The following is an 18,593-nucleotide window of genomic DNA, read 5'->3' on the forward strand; positions in this document are numbered from 1 at the left end:
CGCGAGTTCGAGTCTCGTCATCCGCTCCACTTTTTCACGCCGTCCCCGCTGGGGGCGGCGTTTTGTATGTTGGCGCTCGGGTGGGGGACAATCGGGGCACCAGTTATGACAGTGAGATCTGCGCCATTGTTGGGAACTGCTTCCAGCAATGGGCCGACTAGTCGGATACGCGTCGCGCAGCGCGGCGGAAAGCCCGCGGTGTGTGCCGCTGCGACCTTGGAACGACCAGGCGAGTCCTCGCCGTAAGGAGCAGTACATGTTTTCAGTTTCCCCGCGCACCGCAGGCGCCGCGGTGGCAGCCGGTGTCTTGGGCCTGTCCGCGTGGGCAGCGCCGGTAGCCCTGGCTCACGATGCCGTCATCGGCGGCACCGTCACCGAAGGTCAGGTCCTCGACGAATTCCCCGAGACCATCACCCTGGAATTCTCCGGAATCCCGCGGGAGGGTTTCAACAACTTCGCCGTGACCAACGAGGAGACCGGGGAATTACTGTTTTCCGCCGAGCCGGAGCTAGACGAGCGCAACCTGACCATCGAGACCCCGGACGACGTCGAACCGGGCCCCGGTGACTACCAGGTAGGCTTCCAGATCACCTCCTCGGACGGGCACGCCACCCGCGGGGGAGTCAGCTTCACCGTGGCCGGCGACGACGACTCCAGCGTCGCCGTCGACGAGTCCGCCGTCCCGTCCCCGGATGAAGAGGTGGGCGGCGCCGATGGCCCGCTGAAGTGGATTCTCGCCGTCGGCGGCGTGCTGGTGTTGGCCGCCGTTGTCGTGCTGGTTCTGGCCAAGCGTCGCCCCATTGATGAACAGTAAACAAAGGAATCTGTCATGAAATACACCCGTCTTATTGTCTCCGCAGTTGCTGCCTTGGCATTGTCCCTGGCGGCCTGCTCCCCGAGCGAAGAACCCTCGGATCAGACCGACACGCAGACCACCACCGCCGCCGAGTCGGAGCAGGCCGCCGCCGCCGACGTCAGCTTCGAGGGCGGCGTCGTGCGCGCGATGGCCGAGGACTCCGACATGACCGCCATCTTCGGCACCCTGGTCAACCACACCGACACCGACCTGCAGGTCGAGTCCTTTAGCACCAGCATCGACGCGGAGATGACCCAGCTGCACGAAACCGTCGACGGCCAGATGTCAGAGATGACCGAACCGCTGACCATTCCGGCCGACGGCGAGGCCACCCTGGAGCCGGGCGGAAACCACCTCATGCTCATGGGGGTTAAGGAGCCGGTGATGGCCGGCGAGTCCGTAGCGATTACGCTGCACCTGACCGACGGTAAGACCATCGATCTGGGCGAGGTACCGGTGCGCAGCATCGGCGCCGGCGACGAGGGCTACGGTGACCTGGACTCCACCAATCACGCCAACCACAGCGATCCGGGTGACCACGCCGAGCACGGCGAGCACACCGGCCAAAGCGGACACTAGGGGAAGGTAAGCGAGAGCCATGACGGGACTTAATCGCCGGCATTTCCTGCAGGGCGCAGGCGCGGTGGGGGCGGCATCGTTTACCTTAAGCGCCTGCGGCCAGGCGGAAGAAAAGGACGCGATTGAGCAGGCCAGTCAGTCCGAGCCGCTGGCGGAGGCGATCGTCGCCTTCGACGGCGAGCACCAGGCGGGCGTGGACACGGACATGCAGGCCCACCTGAACTTGGTGGGCTTTGACCTGAAGCCGGGCATCGGCAAGCGGGGCTTTCGCAACCTGATGAGCCTGTGGACGGAGGACGCCCGGGCGCTGTGCACGGGCGAGACCCCGCTGGGCTCCCTGGAGCCGGAGATGGTGGACGTGCCCGCCAATCTCACCATCACCTGCGGCTGGGGCGAGTCGGTCTTCGACAAGCTCGGCGCCGCCGACCTGAAGCCGGAGTGGCTGCGGGACATCAAGCCCTTCGCGCGGGACCAGCTCAGCGACAAGTGGGGCCAGACCGACGTCGTGCTGCAGATCTGCTGCGACGACGCCGTGATGGCCTCGCACGCCATGCGGCACATGATTCGCGCCGGCACCGACTACGCCAAGGTCACCTGGCTGCAGCAAGGCTTTGCCAACTCCTTTGGCTCCCTGCCCCACGGCGCGACCCACCGCAACCTGTTCGGCCAGCTCGACGGCACGGTCAACCCGCGCGGCGAGGAAGAATACGACCAGCAGGTCTGGATTGATGAGGGCCCCGACTGGGCCCAGGGCGGCACCTGCATGGTGGTGCGCCGCATCCGCATGAACCTGGATACCTGGGAGAAGCTGGACCGCGCCACGCGGGAAAACTCCGTGGGCCGCAAGCTGTCCAACGGCGCGCCGCTGACGGGGCAGGAGGAGCTGGACGAGCCGGATTATTCGGCCACCGACAAGTACGGCCTGCCGGTAATCGACCCGAACTCCCACATGGCCCGGGCCCGGCCGCCGGCCGACCATCCCGAGCAGAAGCTCAAGCGGCGCCCGTACAGCTACGATCTGATGCCCGATTACGCCGACTCGCAGGAAGAAGACCTCATCCAGCTGTCCAATGCGGGCCTGGTTTTCATCTGCTTCCAGAAGGACCCGACCCGCCAGTTCGAGCCCATCCAGGCCCGCCTGGACGAGGCCGATCATCTCAACACGTGGATTAGCCACATCGGCTCCGCGGTCTATTTCATCCCGCCCGGGACCAGCGCCGGCGGCACGGGTTCGGCCTTTTGGGGATCCGCACTGTTGGACGCGGTAAGATAAGCTCCGGAATAATAAACCGCGGGCCGCGGCCAGGTATGCTGCTGCCCGCATGAGCGCAAAGGAGCGCACCAAATGGCGGAAGCTATTCCTGCAGTCCCTGTGAACTACGAGTCCTTCGTCTGCCCGGCCGGCACTGCCGTCGGGGCTGCTATGCGCGAGCTGGACCTGCCGAACAAGGGCCCGGAGGCCGTCGTGGTGGTCCGGGATGCCGAGGGCAACCTCAAGGACCTGTCCCATGTTCCGGAGACCGAACAGACCTTCACCCCCGTCGCCGCCAGCGAGGAAGAGGGCCGCGCGGTGGTCCGCCACTCCTGCGCCCACGTGCTGGCCCAGGCCGTCCAGGCGGAGTTCCCCGGCACCAAGCTGGGCATCGGCCCGGCCATTGAGAACGGCTTCTACTACGACTTCCAGACCGAGGAGCCCTTCACCCCGGAGGACCTCAAGGCCATCGAGAAGCGCATGAAGAAGATCATCAAGACGGGCCAGCGCTTTACCCGCGGGGTCTACGAGAGCCCGGAGCAGGCCGCCGAGGCGCTCGCCGACGAGCCCTTCAAGCTGGAGCTCATCCAGGACAAGGGCAACGTTGACCCGGATTCGGACGAGGCCGCCGAGATCGGCGCCGGCGACCTGACCTTCTACGACAACGTCAACCCGCGCACTAACGAGGTCGAGTGGTTCGACCTGTGCCGCGGCCCGCACCTTCCGACCACGAAATACATCCCGGCGTTCGCGTTGACCCGCTCCTCGGCCGCCTACTGGCGCGGCGATCAGTCCAAGGCTGGCCTGCAGCGCATCTATGGCACCGCCTTCGAGTCCAAGGAGGCCCTGGAGGCCTACCAGACGCTGATGGCCGAGGCCGAAAAGCGTGACCACCGCCGCCTGGGCGCGGAGCTGGATCTGTTCAGCTTCCCGGACGAAATCGGCTCCGGCTTCCCGGTCTTCCACCCGAACGGCGGCATCGTGCGCATGGAGATGGAAAACCACTCCCGGCGCCGCCACCTGGCGGACGGCTACTCCTTCGTCAACACCCCGCACATCACCAAGGGTGACCTGTTCAAGAAGTCCGGCCACCTGGACTTCTACGCGGACGGCATGTTCCCGCCCATGCAGCTGGACGGAGAGTACGACGCGGAGGGTAACTGTACCAAGCAGCCGCAGGACTACTACGCCAAGCCGATGAACTGCCCGTTCCACAACCTGATCTTCGCCTCCCGCGGGCGCTCCTACCGCGAGCTGCCGCTGCGCCTTTTCGAGTTCGGCACGGTCTACCGCTACGAGAAGTCCGGCGTGGTCCACGGCCTGACCCGTGCGCGCGGCTTCACGCAGGACGATGCCCACATCTACTGCACCGAGGACCAGCTCGAGGACGAGCTGACCAAGGTGCTGGAGTTCATCATCTCCCTGCTGCAGGACTACGGCCTGGACGACTTCTACCTGGAGCTGTCCACCAAGGACCCGAACAAGTTCGTCGGCTCGGACGAGATCTGGGAGCGCTCCACCAGCATCCTGGAGCGCGTGGCCACTAAGTCCGGCCTCGAGTTGGTCCCGGACCCGGCGGGCGCGGCCTTCTATGGCCCGAAGATTTCGGTGCAGGCGCGCGACGCCATCGGCCGTACCTGGCAGATGTCCACCGTGCAGCTGGACTTCAACCTGCCGGAGCGCTTCGAGCTGGAATACACCGCCCCGGACGGCTCCAAGCAGCGCCCGATCATGATTCACCGCGCGCTGTTTGGCTCCATCGAGCGCTTCTTCGGCGTCCTGCTGGAGCACTACGCCGGCGCCTTCCCGGCTTGGCTGGCTCCGCAGCAGGTCATCGGCATCCCGGTGGCGGACGAGTTCGTCTCCTACCTGGAGGATGTCACCGCCAAGCTGCGCTCCCGCGGCATCCGCGCTGAGGTGGACACCTCGGACGACCGCATGCAGAAGAAGATCCGCAACCACACCACGGGTAAGGTCCCGTTCATGCTGCTGGCCGGCCGCCGCGACGTCGAGGCCGGGGCGGTCTCTTTCCGCTTCCTCGACGGTTCCCAGGTCAACGGCGTGCCGGTGGACGAGGCCGTCGATCTCATCGACAAGTGGGTGACCCAGCGGGTCAACGATCAGCCGAGCGAGGGCAACCTCCGTGGCTAGTGGCCAAAACGCGGAATCCGAACAGCCCGCCCCCTCCGTCTATGTCGACTCCGGGGCGGGCGAGCCCGACCGCCTCGAGCGGCTCTGGGCCCCATACCGCATGGCCTATATCCAGAAGCGGTCGACGGACCCGTTCGTCGAAGCCCCGCAGGGCAGCGACGAGGACGGGCTCATCATCGCGCGCGGGCAGGAGGTCTACGCGCTGCTGAACCTCTTCCCCTACAACGCGGGCCACCTCATGGTGGTGCCTTACCGCAAGGAATCCCAGCTGGAAAACCTCACCGAATCTGAGACCACCGAGATGATGGCCTTTGTGAAAAAGGCAATTCGCGTCCTCAAGCGGGTGTCGCGGCCGGAGGCCGTCAACGTGGGGCTTAACCTAGGTAAGGCTTCCGGCGGATCGGTAGGAGACCACCTACACATGCACGTCGTGCCGCGGTGGCCGGGAGATAGCAATTTTATGACTATCCTGGATGGGGTTAAAGTACTGCCGCAGCTGTTGCAGGAGACGCGCCGTCTCTTGGCCGCAGCGTGGCGGGACATAGACGAGGAGGATTCGCGTGCTTAGTGTGCACGGCAGGAAACCAGCCGCGGTGGTGGTGGAGCCGGTAGCCAAAGCGGCTCTTAAGGTCGGGTTGACCCCGAACGCAGTGACCGCGGTCGGCGCCATCGTAACCATCGCCATCTCGGTGTTGTTGATCCCCTCCGGGCACTTGGTCTGGGCGGCAGTGCTATCCGGCCTTTTCGCCGCCTTCGACATGATCGACGGGACTATGGCACGGATCCGCGGCGGGGGCACACCCTTTGGCGCGACGCTGGACGCCTCCTGTGACCGCGTGACCGACGGCGCGCTGTTTGCCGCGATTATCTGGTACCTGGTCTATACCGTCGACGCGCACCCGTCCACCGTGGCCGCCGGCCTTATCGTGCTGGTTTCCTCGCAGGTCATCTCCTATGTTAAGGCCCGTGGCGAGGCCTCCGGGCTGCGCATGGTCGGCGGGCTGATTGAGCGGCCCGAGCGGCTCATCATCGGCCTGGTCGGCGTGGGGCTAGAAGGCTTTGGCGTGCCCAACGCGCTGGCGATTTCCCTGTGGATCCTAGCCATCGGTTCGATTTTCACCATCTACCAGCGGCTTATCATGGCCATGAAGCAGGACAAGGTAGCCGACCAAGCGCAACTTTAGGGGGGCAGCGATGGCGCGGTTTTTCTTTCGCGAAATTGATTTCTCGACGCTCGGGTATCTGGCCGGCTGGCGGGTAGTCCGCTGGCTGCCGGATGCGTGGGCTACCTGGCTGTTTGACCGTATTGCGGACTTAGCCTGCGACCACGGCCGCGGCATGGACCAGCTGCGGCGCAACCTGACCCGCGTCGTGGGCGCCGAAAACGTCACGCGCGAGCTGGTGCGCGCCTCCATGCGCTCCTACATGCGCTACTGGAAGGAAGCCTTCCGGCTGCCGGCCATCCACGACGACCCCGGCCTGCTCGCGCGCCTCCAACGCGACCTGGTCGGCCGCGAACACCTAGAAGACAGCCTGGCGCGCGGGCGCGGCGTCATCCTGGCGCTGCCGCACTCGGGCAACTGGGACATGGCCGGCGTCTGCCTGGTGGGCATGCACGGCCAGTTCACCACCGTGGCCGAGCGCCTGCGGCCTGAGGTGCTTTTCGATGCCTTCGTGGACTACCGCGAGTCCCTAGGTTTCGAGGTCCTGCCACTCACGGGTGGGGCAGAGCCACCCTTTGGCAGGCTGAAAGAGGTCTTGGAGGCAGGGGGCATCGTGTGCCTGTTGGCCGAGCGCGACCTGTCGCACACGGGCGTGCCGGTGGAGTTTTTCGGGGAGTCGGCAACCATGGCCGCCGGCCCAGCGCTGCTGGCCGCCCAGACGGGCGCGCGCCTGCACGTCGTGCACCCCTGGTTCACTTTGGATGGCTGGGGCCTGTCCTGCGCGCCGGCGCTGGAGGTGACCGACGTGGCGGAAACGACCCAGCGCATGGCCGACGGCTTCGCGGCCAATATCGCCGCGCACCCGGCCGACTGGCACATGTTGCAGCCGCAGTGGAACGTCGACGTCGAGCGGCGGCGGGCCAACCGTATCCGCCGCGCCGAGGCCGAGAAGGACGGGAGGTAAGCCCCTATGCGGATTGGCATCGTCTGCCCCTATTCCTTCGACGAACCCGGCGGGGTTCAAGCGCACATCCTTGACCTGGCGACGGTCTACCTGGAGCAGGGGCACTACGTGCGTGTCATCGGGCCCGCGGCCGAGGAGACCGAGCTGCCGTATTTCGTGGTCAAGGGCGGCCGGTCGGTGCCGATCGCCTATAACGGCTCCGTGGCCCGCCTGGCCATCGGCCCGCAGGTCTTTCGCCGGCTGCGCGAGTTCGTCACCGAAGGAAACTTCGACGTGCTGCACATCCACGAGCCGAACTCGCCGAGCTATTCCATGGTGGCGCTCTATCTGGCCACCGGGCCTATAGTGGCGACGTATCACGCGTCTGCTGCGAATTCGACGCTCCTGACCCTGGCCAAGCCGATCTTGGCGCCGATGCTGGAGAAGGTCCGTGGCGGGATCGCGGTTTCCGAGATGGCGCGGCGCTGGCAGGTCGAGCAGCTCGGGGGCGACCCAGTGCTCATCCCCAACGGGGTGGACACGTCCGTCTACGCGCGCTCCCGCCAGGCGCAGGAGGACGCGCAGCGGGCAGTCCCGCGCCCTGAGATCGTCTTTTTGGGCCGGCTGGATGAGCCGCGCAAGGGCCTGGACATCCTCTTAGCGGCCCTGCCCGAGGTCCACCGGGAGGTGCGGGTGACCGTGATGGGCGGGGGACGGGCCCGCGAGGTCGACGGGGTGGACTTCGTCGGCCGCGTCACCGACGCGGAGAAGGCTGAGATCCTTGGCCGGGCGGATATCTACGTCGCGCCGAATACCGGCGGCGAGTCCTTCGGCATCGTGTTGGTGGAGGCCATGGCGGCCGGCTGCGCGGTCGTTGCCAGTGACCTCGAGGCCTTCGCGGCGGTCTGCGACGTCGAATCCGCGGAGCCGGCCGGCCTGCTCTTTGCCAACGGCGATGCCTCAGCGCTGGCCCGGCAGCTCAACCACGTGCTGGACAACCCTGAGTTGCGCGACAGGCTCACCGCCGCCGGCACCCGCCGGGCGCTTACCTATGACTGGGATCATGTGGCAGCCCAGGTGATGGCGGTCTACGAGACCGTGCAGGACGGATCGAAAGTGCAGGTGAAGTAGATGGGTACCGCCTTGCTCGTGGCGGTCGCCGTGGTGGTGACCGGGGTGATGCTCTGGGCCTATTTCACGGCCCAGCGGCTTAACACCCTGCACATCCGCACGGACGCGGCGTTGGCCCAGCTGCAGGCGGCGCTGGATAGGCGCGCGGCGGTGGCGGCGGCACTCGAGCCCCGGCTGGCCGAGGCCAGCGCGCAGGCCGAGGCGACCGCCCTGGTGCCGGGCCAGTTCACCCAGCGTAGCGACCTCGAGCACCGCCTGGGCGAGGAGATCCGCCGCGTGTGCGAGCCGCCGCCGGCGCAGCTGGTCGACGCCGAGGTGCGTGTCCAGCTGGCCCACCGCTTCTACAACGAGGCCGTGGCGGACACCCGCGCCCTACGCCTGCGCCCCCTCGTGCGCACCTTCCGGTTGGGCGGCACCGCCCGGCTACCCGAGTTCTTCGATCTGACGGCCTTCTAGCACTTGGGCGCGCAGCTCGAGTGCCCACCACGCCAGCGCGAGCACGAACATGACCACGACCAATCCGTTGCGCGCGACCAAGGCGGCCACGGGCGCCAGCTGCTCGCCCACGAAATTCCAGAGATAGTCATAGCCGAAGGGGTAGATGAAGGTCCCCAGGCCCGCGCAGACCACCGTCATAACGCTCAAGGCTGCCACCAGTTTGCGGCGCGCACTTCCCGGCGTCGTCGTGCGCAGGGCGACCGCGACGAGCGGGCCGAACCAGATGATGTACTGCGGGGAGAAGACCTTGTTGGTCACTATAAGGCCCAGCACGATGACGGCGGCCCAGGCGATGGTGGTCTGCGGGCTCCAGCCGCCCCAGATGAAGCGGTAGAGCGCCCACAGCAGCGCGAAGGCGATGATAATGCCCATGGCCCAGGTGGTTGCCTGCACCGCGCCGTCGGTGCCCGCGCCGGCGATCTCGAAGGACTTTGACGGCGCAATGCCGATGTCGTAATTCCCCGGGTGCCGGTAGGCGTCCCACATGAAGGGCGTGGCCGCGATGGACTCGATCTGCAGGCCGCGCACGTTCTGGTAGTCCAGGGGGCTGGTCAGGCGCTCCCAGCCGCCCGCGAGCAGCGTGACGCCGGCGAAGGCTACCAGGGAGACCCCGAAGGTCAGCACCCGCAGCCAGGCGCGGGCGCTGGAAAAGCGCCCGACCAGCCCGGCGGCGAGCACGCCTGGCCACAGTTTCATCGCGCAGGCGAGCGCGATGAGGCTGGAGGACAGCGCCGGCCAGCGGTGGATAACAAGCGCCGCGAGGCCGACCGCGAGCCCGGGGAAGATGTCCAGGCGCATGAGGAAGACGTGGCCGGCGGCCAGCCCGAACAGCACCCAGAACCAGGCCGCGGCAAAGGCGGTCGGGCGCTTGTCGTGCCGGTGGAGGAGGGCGGCCAGGTAGGCGGCGTCGCAGGCTAGGCAGACAAGGGCGAAGACGAACATGAAGGCCATGATCTCGCTGCCGCCAAGCCAGGCGGCCAGGAAAGTCGGCCAAGTCCCGGCGTGCGGGTATTCGGTCATATCCTGCGGGTTCGAGCCGAAGATCGCCACGTGGTAGTAGAAAAGATCGCCCCGCGGCGAGTGGTTGAGTTTGATGAGCAAAGCCAGGCACAGGCGCGCGAGCACCCAGCCGGCCCACACGGCCGGGACGCGGCGAAGGACACCGCCTGCCCGCAGGAGCTTAGTCATTATTCAAAAGTCTTTTCATCATCACAAGATAGAGCACAACACGGTCAGAAACTGGCGCGTAAAGCGCCGCGAGGGCCCGCCGAAGATCCGACGAGCTTAAGAGCCGCGGAGGATTTCTTCGACATCGACCGGCGGCCCCAGCGTCACGAGGACTCCAAATACGATAGCAATAACCACTACCGCCAACAGGATAGAGCGCACGGGGTGGCGCACCGCCTGCGCCAACAGGGCATCGGCGGGCCCGGCGGGGGTAGCCCCGCTGTCGGTGTCGCGGTAGCGCCACCCGCCGGACACCAGTCCGCGGCGTGCGGTCCACAGCGCGAAGGGCAGGGCGGCGAAAGGGATGGCGGAAACGGCCAAGCCTAGGAGACCGATCCCAACCGGCCAGCGGTTGTTGATCCAAATCAGGCAGGTCATTACCGCAAAGCTCAAGAACCCGAAGCCGTGGATGCTGCCGGCGACGGGGACGACGGCCTCGGTGACGCCGGAGTATTTCAGGGCCATACCCACCAGCAGGAGGGTCCAGGTGAACATCTCGAGCACAGCGGCGGACAGGTGTAGTTTCTGGGGAGTCATCGCCCGACCATCTTACGGAGGCTGGCGCCACCGGGTAAGGTGGGCAGCCGTATATGTGGTGGGCGTCATAGTCCTCCGGTCGGTGCCACACCGCACCTGCACCGGCCGACCGCCCCGCGCGCCCTCGCGCGGCAGCGCCCACCTGGAGGAGAAGGGAGCTTTCGGTGTCGTTTCGTCAGGTAATTGAGTTGTCCGACTTGGGCGATGGGCACTACCTTGGTCCGGGCGTGCCCTCGGAGATGCAGCGCACCTTCGGCGGTCAGGTTATCGGCCAGGCGCTGCAGTCGGCGCAGCAAACGGTCGAGGCAAAGACGGCGAACTCGCTGCACGCGTATTTCGTCGGCGGCGGGCTGTCCGCCGAGCCCATCGACTTCACCGTGCACACCGTCCGTGACGGGCGCACCTTCAGCCACCGTCGGGTCACCGGCTGGCAGGGCGACAAGGAGATCGTGGAGATGCTGGTCAGCTTCCGCCGCCCCGGCGACCAGGGCCCGGAACACGCCGCGCAGCTGCCGGACGTGCCAGGCCCGGAGGAGTGCCGCGACCACGCGGCGGACTGGCCGTCGACCTCGCGCATTGTGCTGGGGGAGTGGAGCGACTGGGACGTTGTGATGGTCCCCGACGAGTACGACAACTCCCACCACGCCCAGGACAAATATGGCGCCGGCGCGCGGCACATCTGGTTCCGCTACAATGCCGGGCTGGGCGACGACCCGGACCTGAACCAGGTGGCGCTGTCCTACCTGTCGGATATGACCTTGCTCAACTCGACGCTGATTTCGCACCCCGACGCCCGCGTGCAGATGGCCAGCCTCGACCACAGCCTGTGGTTCTTCGACGAGCTTAAAGTGGATGAGTGGTTGCTTTACGAGCAGGATTCTCCGTTCGCCGGCGGCGGGCGCGGTTTCGCCCAGGGGCGGGTCTTCCGCCAGGATGGCGCTCTGGTTGCTCAAGTCAACCAGGAAGGCCTCATCCGGTGGCTGAAGGAATGACCGAGTAGGTGATCTGGGCGAGGTCTTATTCAGACCCGGTGGCCTCGGCACGTATAATCACGTTAGTTAAAACCAACTAGGAAGGGGCACACCTTATGGCCGGCCACTCTAAATGGGCGACGACCAAGCATAAAAAAGCTGCCAACGACGCCAAGCGCGGCAAGGAATTCGCCAAGCTGATTAAAAACATCGAGGTGGCGGCGCGTACCGGTGGCGGCGATCCCGCGGCCAACCCGACGCTGGACGACATGATCAAGAAGGCCAAGAAGGCCTCCGTCCCTAACGACAACATCGAGCGCGCCCGCAAGCGCGGCTCCGGCGAGGAAGCCGGCGGTGCCGACTGGGAAAACATCATGTACGAGGGCTACGGCCCCAACGGCGTGGCCATGCTGATTGAGTGCCTGACCGATAACCGCAACCGCGCGGCCACCGAGGTGCGCACCGCCATGACGAAAAACGGCGGCAACCTGGGCGAGTCCGGTTCCGTGTCTTATATGTTCTCGCGCGTCGGCGTCGTATTTGTGAAGAAGGGCGAACTGACCGAGGACGACCTGCTGCTGGCCGTACTCGAGGCCGGTGCCGAAGAGGTCAACGACCGCGGCGAGCAGTTCGAAATCACCTGCCAGCCCGCCGACGTGCGCGCGGTGCGCAGCGCCCTGGAGGAGGCGGAGATTTCCGTCGAGGACGCTGACACCGACTTCCGCCCGTCCGTCGAGGTCCCGCTCGGCGCGGCCGATGCCAAGAAGATCTTCCGCCTCATCGACGCGCTGGAAGACTCCGACGACGTGCAGAACGTCTACACCAACATGGATCTCAGCGACGAGGTCCTGGCCGAGCTCGAGGACTAGTAAGCCGGCCCGGGGCTTAAGGGCCTGGCAATGGGGCAGTCGGGGCGAGAATTTCTTGCCGCGGCTGCCCTTGGTCTTGTCTGCACCGGGCTGACCCACCGGGGCACCCAGGCTGGCCGTCCGGACGTAGCGCGTGTAGTATGCGTGATGAGGTACTAGAACATATGTGTGACGGAGGTGGCCGGTGAACTTGGAAGGCTTACGCGTCATGGGCATCGACCCGGGGCTGACGCGCTGCGGCTTGTCGGTCGTGCAGGCGGGCCGGGGCCGCGCCGTCATCCCCATTTCCGTCGGCGTCGTGCGCACGCCCGCGGACAAGGACCTCACTGAGCGCCTGCTGCGCCTGTCGAAGGCCGTGGCGGAGTGGATGGACGAGTACCAACCGGACGTCGTGGCCATCGAGCGCGTCTTCGAACGCGGCAATGTTTCCACGGTCATGCAGACCGCCCACGCCGTCGGGGTCCTGGTGCTCGCGGCCGCCGAGCGCGGCCTGGACGTGCACATGTACACCCCCTCGGAGGTCAAGAAGGCCGTCTCCGGCAACGGCCGCGCTGACAAGAAGCAGATGACCGCCATGATCACCCGTATCCTGGGGCTTAGCGATCCGCCCAAGCCGGCCGATGCCGCCGACGCGCTAGCGCTCGCCGTCAGTCACTGCTGGCGCGCCCCGGCCCTCGCCCGCGCCGAGCAGGTGCGGGAAAGGGCCCAAGCCCAGCGGCAGGCCCAACAGCAATCCCTGGCGCGCGCCCGCTCGGCGCAGTCAGGTTAGCCCCGCGACTTTTAAGCCCCAACCGCCCGAAACTTTAAGAACACTTTGTCTCCTAGAACTCCACCCGGGAAGAAAGGAAAGCCCTCGCCATGATTGCATCGCTGCGCGGAGAGGTCATCTCCATCGCGCTAGATCACGCCGTTATCGAATGCCAGGGCGTGGGCTACCTGGTGCACGCCGCCCCGCCTACTCTTGGGCGGCTGACCCGCGGGGAGGAGGCTTTCGTGCTGACCTCCATGGTGGTCAAGGAAGACTCCATGACCCTCTACGGCTTTGGCGCCGCCGAGGACCGCGAGATGTTCCACCTGCTGCAGTCCGTCTCCGGTCTCGGTCCGAAGCTGGCGCTGGCCGCGCTTTCGGTGCTGGAGGCCAACGAGCTGGCGCAGGCGATTAGCCAGTCGGATGCCAAGCGCCTACAGACCATCCCCGGCGTGGGCAAGCGCATGGCGGAGCGGCTAGCGCTCGAGCTCAAGGACAAGGTGGCCGGCTTCGCCGGGGCCGGTGCGGTCGCGGGCGGCGGCGCGGCTGTCGGCGGGGTGCCCGCGGCCAACGAGCCGGTGGTCCAGCAGGTCACCGAGGCGCTGGTGGGCCTGGGCTTCACGGAAAAGGCCGCGGCCGCGGCCGTCGAGGCAATCGTGGCCGAGCAGCCCGATGCCGCCACGCCGGTGGTCCTGCGCAGCGCGCTGGCCCGGCTGGGGAAGAAATAAGTAGGCGCACGCCAGGGTTTGGCGACGGGTAGGGTGTTAGAACATGTCAGATATTGAGCGCACCGAGTTCCAGCTGCCCGACGGGCTGGAGGCCGCGCGCCAGGGCAGCGCGCAGGCCGCGGATCGGCGCAACGACGACGTCGACGGGCACGCGCAGCAGGGCGAGCGCGACATCGAGCGTTCCCTGCGCCCGAAGAGCCTGGACGAGTTCATCGGGCAGCCCAAAGTCCGCGAGCAGCTCTCCCTGGTGCTGCAGGGCGCGAAGAAGCGCGGGGTGACCCCGGACCACGTGCTGCTGTCCGGCCCGCCCGGGTTGGGCAAGACCACCATGGCGATGATCGTCGCCCAGGAGCTGGGCACCAGCCTGCGGATGACCTCGGGCCCGGCTCTCGAGCGCGCCGGAGACTTGGCCGCCATGCTCTCCAACCTCATGGAGGGCGACGTGCTGTTTATCGATGAGATCCACCGCATCGCCCGTCCAGCCGAGGAAATGCTGTACATGGCGATGGAGGACTTCCGGATCGACGTCATCGTGGGCAAGGGCCCGGGTGCGACCTCCATCCCGCTGGAGATCCCGCCGTTCACCCTGGTGGGTGCCACCACCCGCGCCGGCATGCTGACCGGCCCGCTGCGGGACCGCTTCGGTTTCACCGCGCAGATGGAGTTCTACGACACCGCGGATCTTACCCGGGTCATCAAGCGCGCCGCTCAGATCCTCGACGTGGAGATCACGCGGGAGGCGGCGGTGGAGATTGGCTCGCGCTCGCGCGGCACCCCGCGTATTGCCAACCGCCTGCTGCGGCGCGTGCGCGACTTCGCCGAGGTCAACGGCGACGGCGAGATCGACCTGGCGGCCGCCCAGGGCGCCTTGGCCGTCTTCGACGTGGATGAGATGGGCCTGGACCGCCTGGACCGGGCAGTGCTCCACGCGCTCATTGAGGGCCACAACGGCGGGCCCGTCGGCGTGAACACTCTGGCGATTGCCGTGGGGGAGGAGCCCTCCACGGTGGAGGAGGTCTGCGAGCCTTACCTCGTGCGCGCCGGCATGATCGCCCGTACGGGCCGCGGGCGCGTGGCCACGGCGGCGGCCTGGCAACACCTGGGGCTGACCCCGCCCGACGGGGCGATTGGCCTGTTTTAATAGATTCTTGCTGCTCAACGGCGTTTGATTAACAGCTAAACTGAAAATTCTGGCACACTGGATCGGTATGGAACTAGTACTATTTATCGTCCTCGTTGTCCTTTTAGTTCTGCCCACCTTCTTCGCTATGCGCAAGCAGCGCCAGCGTCAGAAGGAAGTCGCGACCTTCCAGGCCGCGCTGACCCCGGGCAAGCGCGTCGTGACCGCCGGCGGCATCCACGGCACCGTGACCGCGGTGCGCGAAGGGGATATCGACTTGGAGGTCGCCCGTGGCATGGTTATCACCGTCGACAAGATGGGTATCCTGCGCGCGGCGAATACCGCCCCGAACCCAGTGGGCGACGCCCCGGCCGAGCCGCAGCAGACTGATGTCCACCCCGAAGACAAGCCGGTTAACCCGGACGAGAAGAACTAAAAACGCCCGCACCCCGGCGAGCCTTATTCCGTCCGCCGCCTGTCGAAGACATGCCTAGCGCGCGCCGGCGGCAGGCGGATTTTTCTATCTTGGTCCCTACTGTGATCGTTGTCATGATCACACCTGGGCCCTTTTCTGGCGACCTGTTGAGGTTTTGCCACGGATATCACGTACCATGATGGATCGTGTTCGCTCCTTTACTTCGTTAAAGGCAGCGATTTTTACTTAGCCCTGTAACTTGCAATGCACAGGAGATTGAATTCGTGTCCGCTCCTCACAAAGGCGCCATCAACAACGCCAGTAGGAAATGGCCCAAGCGCGCCATCATGCTCTTCGTCGTCATTCTTCTGGCGGTGTGGGCGCTCGTATTCTTTACTGGCGATCGCGCCGCCAGCACCAAGCTCGGCATCGACCTGCAGGGTGGTACCCGCGTGACGCTGGTCCCGCAGGGCGAAGAACCCACCCAGGACCAGCTGCAGCAGGCCCGCGAGATTCTGGAACAGCGCGTCAACGGCATGGGCGTGTCCGGCTCCGAGGTGGTCATCAACGGCAACACGCTGGTGATTACCGTCCCGGGCGAGGACACCCAGGAAGCGCAGTCGGTCGGCCAGACCTCCCAGCTGCTCTTCCGCCCGGTGGCCGAACAGCCCACCCCGGACATGACCAAGCTGCTGCCGGAGATGGAAGACATGGCCAACCTTTGGGTGAAATACGGCGTGCTCTCGGAAGACGAGGCAAACCAGTCTCTCAAGCGCGTGACCGACGCCATCAACCAGGCCAACGAGCAGGCCGAGGGGCAGGGGTCCAACAACACCAAGGTGGATGAGAAGAAAGTCAGCGCCGAGCCGCTGCCGGAGCCGGAGAACTCCCTGGAGCAGGCGGAACGCCGCGACGAGATGACCGAGATGCTGCTCAAGGACCGCCAGTCGGAGGACCCGACCACGCTTTCTGCGGCCTCGGCCCTGATGACCTGCACCCAGGACACGGATCCTCTGGCGGGCGCGGACGACCCCGCCAAGCCGTTGGTTACCTGTGACTACTCGCAGGGCATGCCGTACATCCTGGATCCGGCCCCGTTGCTGGACGGCGTCGAGGATCCGAACGGCACCCGCCTGACCGGTTCGGAAATCGACACGGATTCCCCGATCGACGGTGGTCTGAACCCCGAGACCGGCCAGATGCAGATCAGCTTCTCCTTCCAGACCGGCGACGGCCCGAACGGCTCGGCCACCTGGGCGAAGCTGACCGAGGAGTACCTGCAGAAGCAGATCGCCATCACCCTGGACTCCGGAGTCATTTCCGCGCCGCAGATTCAGGGCGCGACCCCGTACGGCTCGGCCACCTCGATCACCGGCGACTTCAGCCAGGAGGAAGCCCAGTCGCTGGCCAACAACCTGCGCTACGGCGCGCTGCCGCTGTCCTTCGTGGGTGAAAACGGCGAGCCGGGCGGCACGACCGAGACGGTCCCGCCGTCGCTGGGCCACGCCGCCCTGCAGGCCGGCCTCATCGCCGGCCTGGTCGGCCTGATTCTGGTCCTGGCCTACTCGATCTACTACTACCGCGCCTTCGCCTTCGTCTCCTTCCTGACGCTGGTCGGCGCCATGGCCCTGACCTACGGCTCCCTGGTGCTGCTGGGCCGCTGGGTCGGCTACTCGCTGGACCTGTCCGGCATCGCCGGCCTGGTCATCGGTGTCGGCGCCATGGCTGACTCTTTCGTGGTCTACTACGAGCGCATCAAGGACGAGATCCTGGAAGGCCGCACCTTCCGCTCGGCCACCACCAAGGCCTGGGAGCGGGCGCGGACCACCATCGTCACCGGTAACGCGGTGACACTAATCGGTTCCGTGGTCGTCTACTTCCTGGCCATCGGCGAGGTCAAGGGCTTTGCCTTCACCCTGGGGCTGACCACCGTCTTCGACCTGGTCGTCTCCTTCCTCATCACTGCGCCGCTGATGATGCTGGCCGCCCGCAAGCCGGTCTTTGCCAAGCCGTCCATGAACGGCCTGGGCGGCATTTTCGCGCTGGCTGAGGAAAACCGGGCGAAGGGCCACTATGGTAAGACGCATCCGCGCGGCGAACAGACCGCGGATACTTCAGACACGACGCCTGGGCAGACCGAGCGCACCGCGCGTAATAAGCGCACCGAGCAGGGCGAGGAGAACAACTAATGGCTAAGAACAAGATTTCCCGGTTGGATCGCCTCTACTCCGACGAGGGCGGTATCGACTTCATCGGCCGGACCAAGCTGTGGTACTCGATCACCATCGGCCTGCTGGTCGTGTCCATCGCCGCGATCCTCATCCGCGGCTTCAGCCTCTCGCTGGACTTCGAGGGCGGCACCACCGTAACCATGCCGGCCGCGGATCTGGTGGAAGAGGAGGTCGGCCAGACCTTCGAGGAAGCCACCGGCGTGGAGCCCGAGCAGGTCCAGATCGTCGGCTCCGGCGCCTCAGAGACGCTGGAGATCACCTCCGAGCGGCTGAGCCAGGAGCAGGTCGACAGCGCCCGCCAGGCCATCTACGAGGAGTACCAGCCGGAAAACGCCGAGGGCGAGGCCACCCCGGACGCCATCGGCACCTCCACCGTGTCTGAGTCCTGGGGCTCCTCGATTACCGAGCGCATGATCATCGCGATGCTGGTCTTCCTCATCGCGGCGACGGTTTACGTGGCTATTCGCCTGCAGCGCACGATGGCTTTCGCGGCCATCCTCGCGCTGATCGTCGACGGCGTCATCATCGCCGGCATCTACGCCCTGTTCGGGCTCGAGGTTTCCCCGGCGGTAATCATCGGTCTGCTGACCGTCCTGACGTTCTCCATCTACGACTCCGTCATCGTCTTCGATAAGGTCAACGAGAACACCCAGGGCATTTTGGGGCAGCGCAAACACACCTACGGCGAACAGGCCAACCTGGCCATCAACCAGACGGTGATGCGTTCGATTTCCACCTCCGTGATTTCGGCGCTGCCGATTATCGCCCTGTTCGTGGTCGCAGTCTGGCTGATGGGCATCGGCACGCTCAAGGATCTGGCGCTCATCCAGCTCATCGGTGTCATCGAGGGCATTTTCTCCTCGCTGTTCCTGGCCACCCCGTTGCTGGTCAGCATGGTCAACCGGAAGAAGGAGTTCCGCCGGCACAACGCCGAGGTGGATCGCTACCGCTCCGGCGAGGTTGATGAGAACACCCTGGCTGAGGAAGGCGGCGCGAAGCGCACCGTGGCCTCCCCGGTCACAGCCTCGGCCAACGACGACATCGCCGAGCCCGACGAGGACCACGGCCCGCGCCCGGGCGAAGGCACTTCCGGTTCCGGCGCCACCTGGCGCCCGGGGCAATAGCCCGGCCCAGGTAGTTCACGGTCAGTTTCTTTCCCCGGGGCATTGCACCC

19 protein-coding genes are annotated in these 18,593 nt (G+C 66.1%); 17 read left to right on the plus strand and 2 right to left on the minus strand.

Annotated features, from left to right (window positions below):
* Positions 1 to 256 precede the first annotated feature (256 nt).
* The 9 genes from HMPREF3067_RS03265 (at position 257) to HMPREF3067_RS03305 (ending at position 8,531) form a co-directional block, all read left to right on the plus strand.
* Entirely contained in the window at positions 257 to 814 is a 558-nt protein-coding gene (locus HMPREF3067_RS03265) for a copper resistance CopC family protein (RefSeq protein ID WP_070768301.1), read from the plus strand.
* Positions 815 to 829: 15 nt separating this feature from the next.
* The gene (locus HMPREF3067_RS03270; RefSeq protein WP_070768302.1) at positions 830 to 1,435 is read left to right on the plus strand and encodes a copper chaperone PCu(A)C; all 606 of its coding nucleotides are present in this window, start codon (positions 830 to 832) and stop codon (positions 1,433 to 1,435) included.
* A 19-nt stretch (positions 1,436 to 1,454) separates the two neighbouring features.
* Positions 1,455 to 2,708 (plus strand): Dyp-type peroxidase, encoded by a 1,254-nt coding sequence (locus tag HMPREF3067_RS03275; protein WP_070768303.1) that lies wholly within the window; start codon positions 1,455 to 1,457, stop codon positions 2,706 to 2,708.
* A gap of 72 nt (positions 2,709 to 2,780) precedes the next feature.
* On the plus strand, positions 2,781 to 4,838 hold the full coding sequence (thrS, locus tag HMPREF3067_RS03280) for a threonine--tRNA ligase (protein ID WP_070768304.1): 2,058 nt from the start codon (positions 2,781 to 2,783) through the stop codon (positions 4,836 to 4,838).
* Positions 4,831 to 5,406 (plus strand): HIT family protein, encoded by a 576-nt coding sequence (locus tag HMPREF3067_RS03285; protein WP_070768305.1) that lies wholly within the window; start codon positions 4,831 to 4,833, stop codon positions 5,404 to 5,406. The genes thrS and HMPREF3067_RS03285 overlap by 8 nt, the downstream gene beginning before the upstream one ends.
* Positions 5,399 to 6,022, plus strand: a complete 624-nt coding sequence (gene pgsA, locus HMPREF3067_RS03290; RefSeq protein ID WP_070768306.1) for a phosphatidylinositol phosphate synthase — start codon at positions 5,399 to 5,401, stop codon at positions 6,020 to 6,022. The genes HMPREF3067_RS03285 and pgsA overlap by 8 nt, the downstream gene beginning before the upstream one ends.
* A gap of 10 nt (positions 6,023 to 6,032) precedes the next feature.
* Positions 6,033 to 6,965: a phosphatidylinositol mannoside acyltransferase gene (locus tag HMPREF3067_RS03295; RefSeq protein ID WP_070768307.1), complete on the plus strand. Its 933-nt coding sequence runs from the start codon at positions 6,033 to 6,035 to the stop codon at positions 6,963 to 6,965.
* A gap of 6 nt (positions 6,966 to 6,971) precedes the next feature.
* Positions 6,972 to 8,075: a glycosyltransferase family 4 protein gene (locus HMPREF3067_RS03300; RefSeq protein WP_070768308.1), complete on the plus strand. Its 1,104-nt coding sequence runs from the start codon at positions 6,972 to 6,974 to the stop codon at positions 8,073 to 8,075.
* On the plus strand, positions 8,076 to 8,531 hold the full coding sequence (locus tag HMPREF3067_RS03305; RefSeq protein WP_070768309.1) for a hypothetical protein: 456 nt from the start codon (positions 8,076 to 8,078) through the stop codon (positions 8,529 to 8,531). It begins immediately after the preceding gene.
* Here HMPREF3067_RS03305 and HMPREF3067_RS03310 read toward each other — a convergent pair.
* A complete protein-coding gene (locus HMPREF3067_RS03310; RefSeq protein ID WP_083319108.1) occupies positions 8,499 to 9,761 on the minus strand; it encodes a DUF2029 domain-containing protein in 1,263 nt (420 codons plus the stop codon). The two genes, HMPREF3067_RS03305 and HMPREF3067_RS03310, sit on opposite strands and share 33 nt — an antisense overlap.
* Before the next feature lie 96 nt (positions 9,762 to 9,857).
* Positions 9,858 to 10,337, minus strand: coding sequence for a DUF3817 domain-containing protein (locus HMPREF3067_RS03315; RefSeq protein ID WP_070768310.1), 480 nt, complete (start codon positions 10,335 to 10,337; stop codon positions 9,858 to 9,860).
* A gap of 164 nt (positions 10,338 to 10,501) precedes the next feature.
* Here HMPREF3067_RS03315 and HMPREF3067_RS03320 point away from each other — a divergent pair, with 164 nt between their 5' ends.
* From HMPREF3067_RS03320 to secF, 8 genes are all read left to right on the plus strand, one after another.
* A complete protein-coding gene (locus HMPREF3067_RS03320) occupies positions 10,502 to 11,329 on the plus strand; it encodes an acyl-CoA thioesterase (protein WP_070768311.1) in 828 nt (275 codons plus the stop codon).
* Between the two features lie 95 nt (positions 11,330 to 11,424).
* Positions 11,425 to 12,177: a YebC/PmpR family DNA-binding transcriptional regulator gene (locus HMPREF3067_RS03325; RefSeq protein ID WP_070768312.1), complete on the plus strand. Its 753-nt coding sequence runs from the start codon at positions 11,425 to 11,427 to the stop codon at positions 12,175 to 12,177.
* A 184-nt stretch (positions 12,178 to 12,361) separates the two neighbouring features.
* Positions 12,362 to 12,946 (plus strand): crossover junction endodeoxyribonuclease RuvC, encoded by a 585-nt coding sequence (ruvC, locus tag HMPREF3067_RS03330; protein ID WP_141759311.1) that lies wholly within the window; start codon positions 12,362 to 12,364, stop codon positions 12,944 to 12,946.
* An 89-nt stretch (positions 12,947 to 13,035) separates the two neighbouring features.
* A complete protein-coding gene (gene ruvA, locus HMPREF3067_RS03335; protein WP_070768314.1) occupies positions 13,036 to 13,653 on the plus strand; it encodes a Holliday junction branch migration protein RuvA in 618 nt (205 codons plus the stop codon).
* Between the two features lie 43 nt (positions 13,654 to 13,696).
* Positions 13,697 to 14,794 carry a Holliday junction branch migration DNA helicase RuvB gene (gene ruvB, locus HMPREF3067_RS03340; RefSeq protein WP_070768315.1) on the plus strand — a complete coding sequence of 366 codons (1,098 nt, stop codon included), beginning with the start codon at positions 13,697 to 13,699 and terminating at the stop codon, positions 14,792 to 14,794.
* A 67-nt stretch (positions 14,795 to 14,861) separates the two neighbouring features.
* Positions 14,862 to 15,209 (plus strand): preprotein translocase subunit YajC, encoded by a 348-nt coding sequence (yajC, locus tag HMPREF3067_RS03345; RefSeq protein WP_070768316.1) that lies wholly within the window; start codon positions 14,862 to 14,864, stop codon positions 15,207 to 15,209.
* A gap of 326 nt (positions 15,210 to 15,535) precedes the next feature.
* Positions 15,536 to 17,377 (plus strand): protein translocase subunit SecD, encoded by a 1,842-nt coding sequence (secD, locus tag HMPREF3067_RS03350; protein ID WP_141759313.1) that lies wholly within the window; start codon positions 15,536 to 15,538, stop codon positions 17,375 to 17,377.
* Positions 17,377 to 18,543, plus strand: coding sequence for a protein translocase subunit SecF (gene secF / locus HMPREF3067_RS03355; RefSeq protein WP_070768317.1), 1,167 nt, complete (start codon positions 17,377 to 17,379; stop codon positions 18,541 to 18,543). The genes secD and secF overlap by 1 nt, the downstream gene beginning before the upstream one ends.
* The last annotated feature ends 50 nt before the right edge of the window (positions 18,544 to 18,593 follow it).

It is taken from the genome of Corynebacterium sp. HMSC04H06, from assembly GCF_001815935.1.
Taxonomy (GTDB): domain Bacteria; phylum Actinomycetota; class Actinomycetes; order Mycobacteriales; family Mycobacteriaceae; genus Corynebacterium.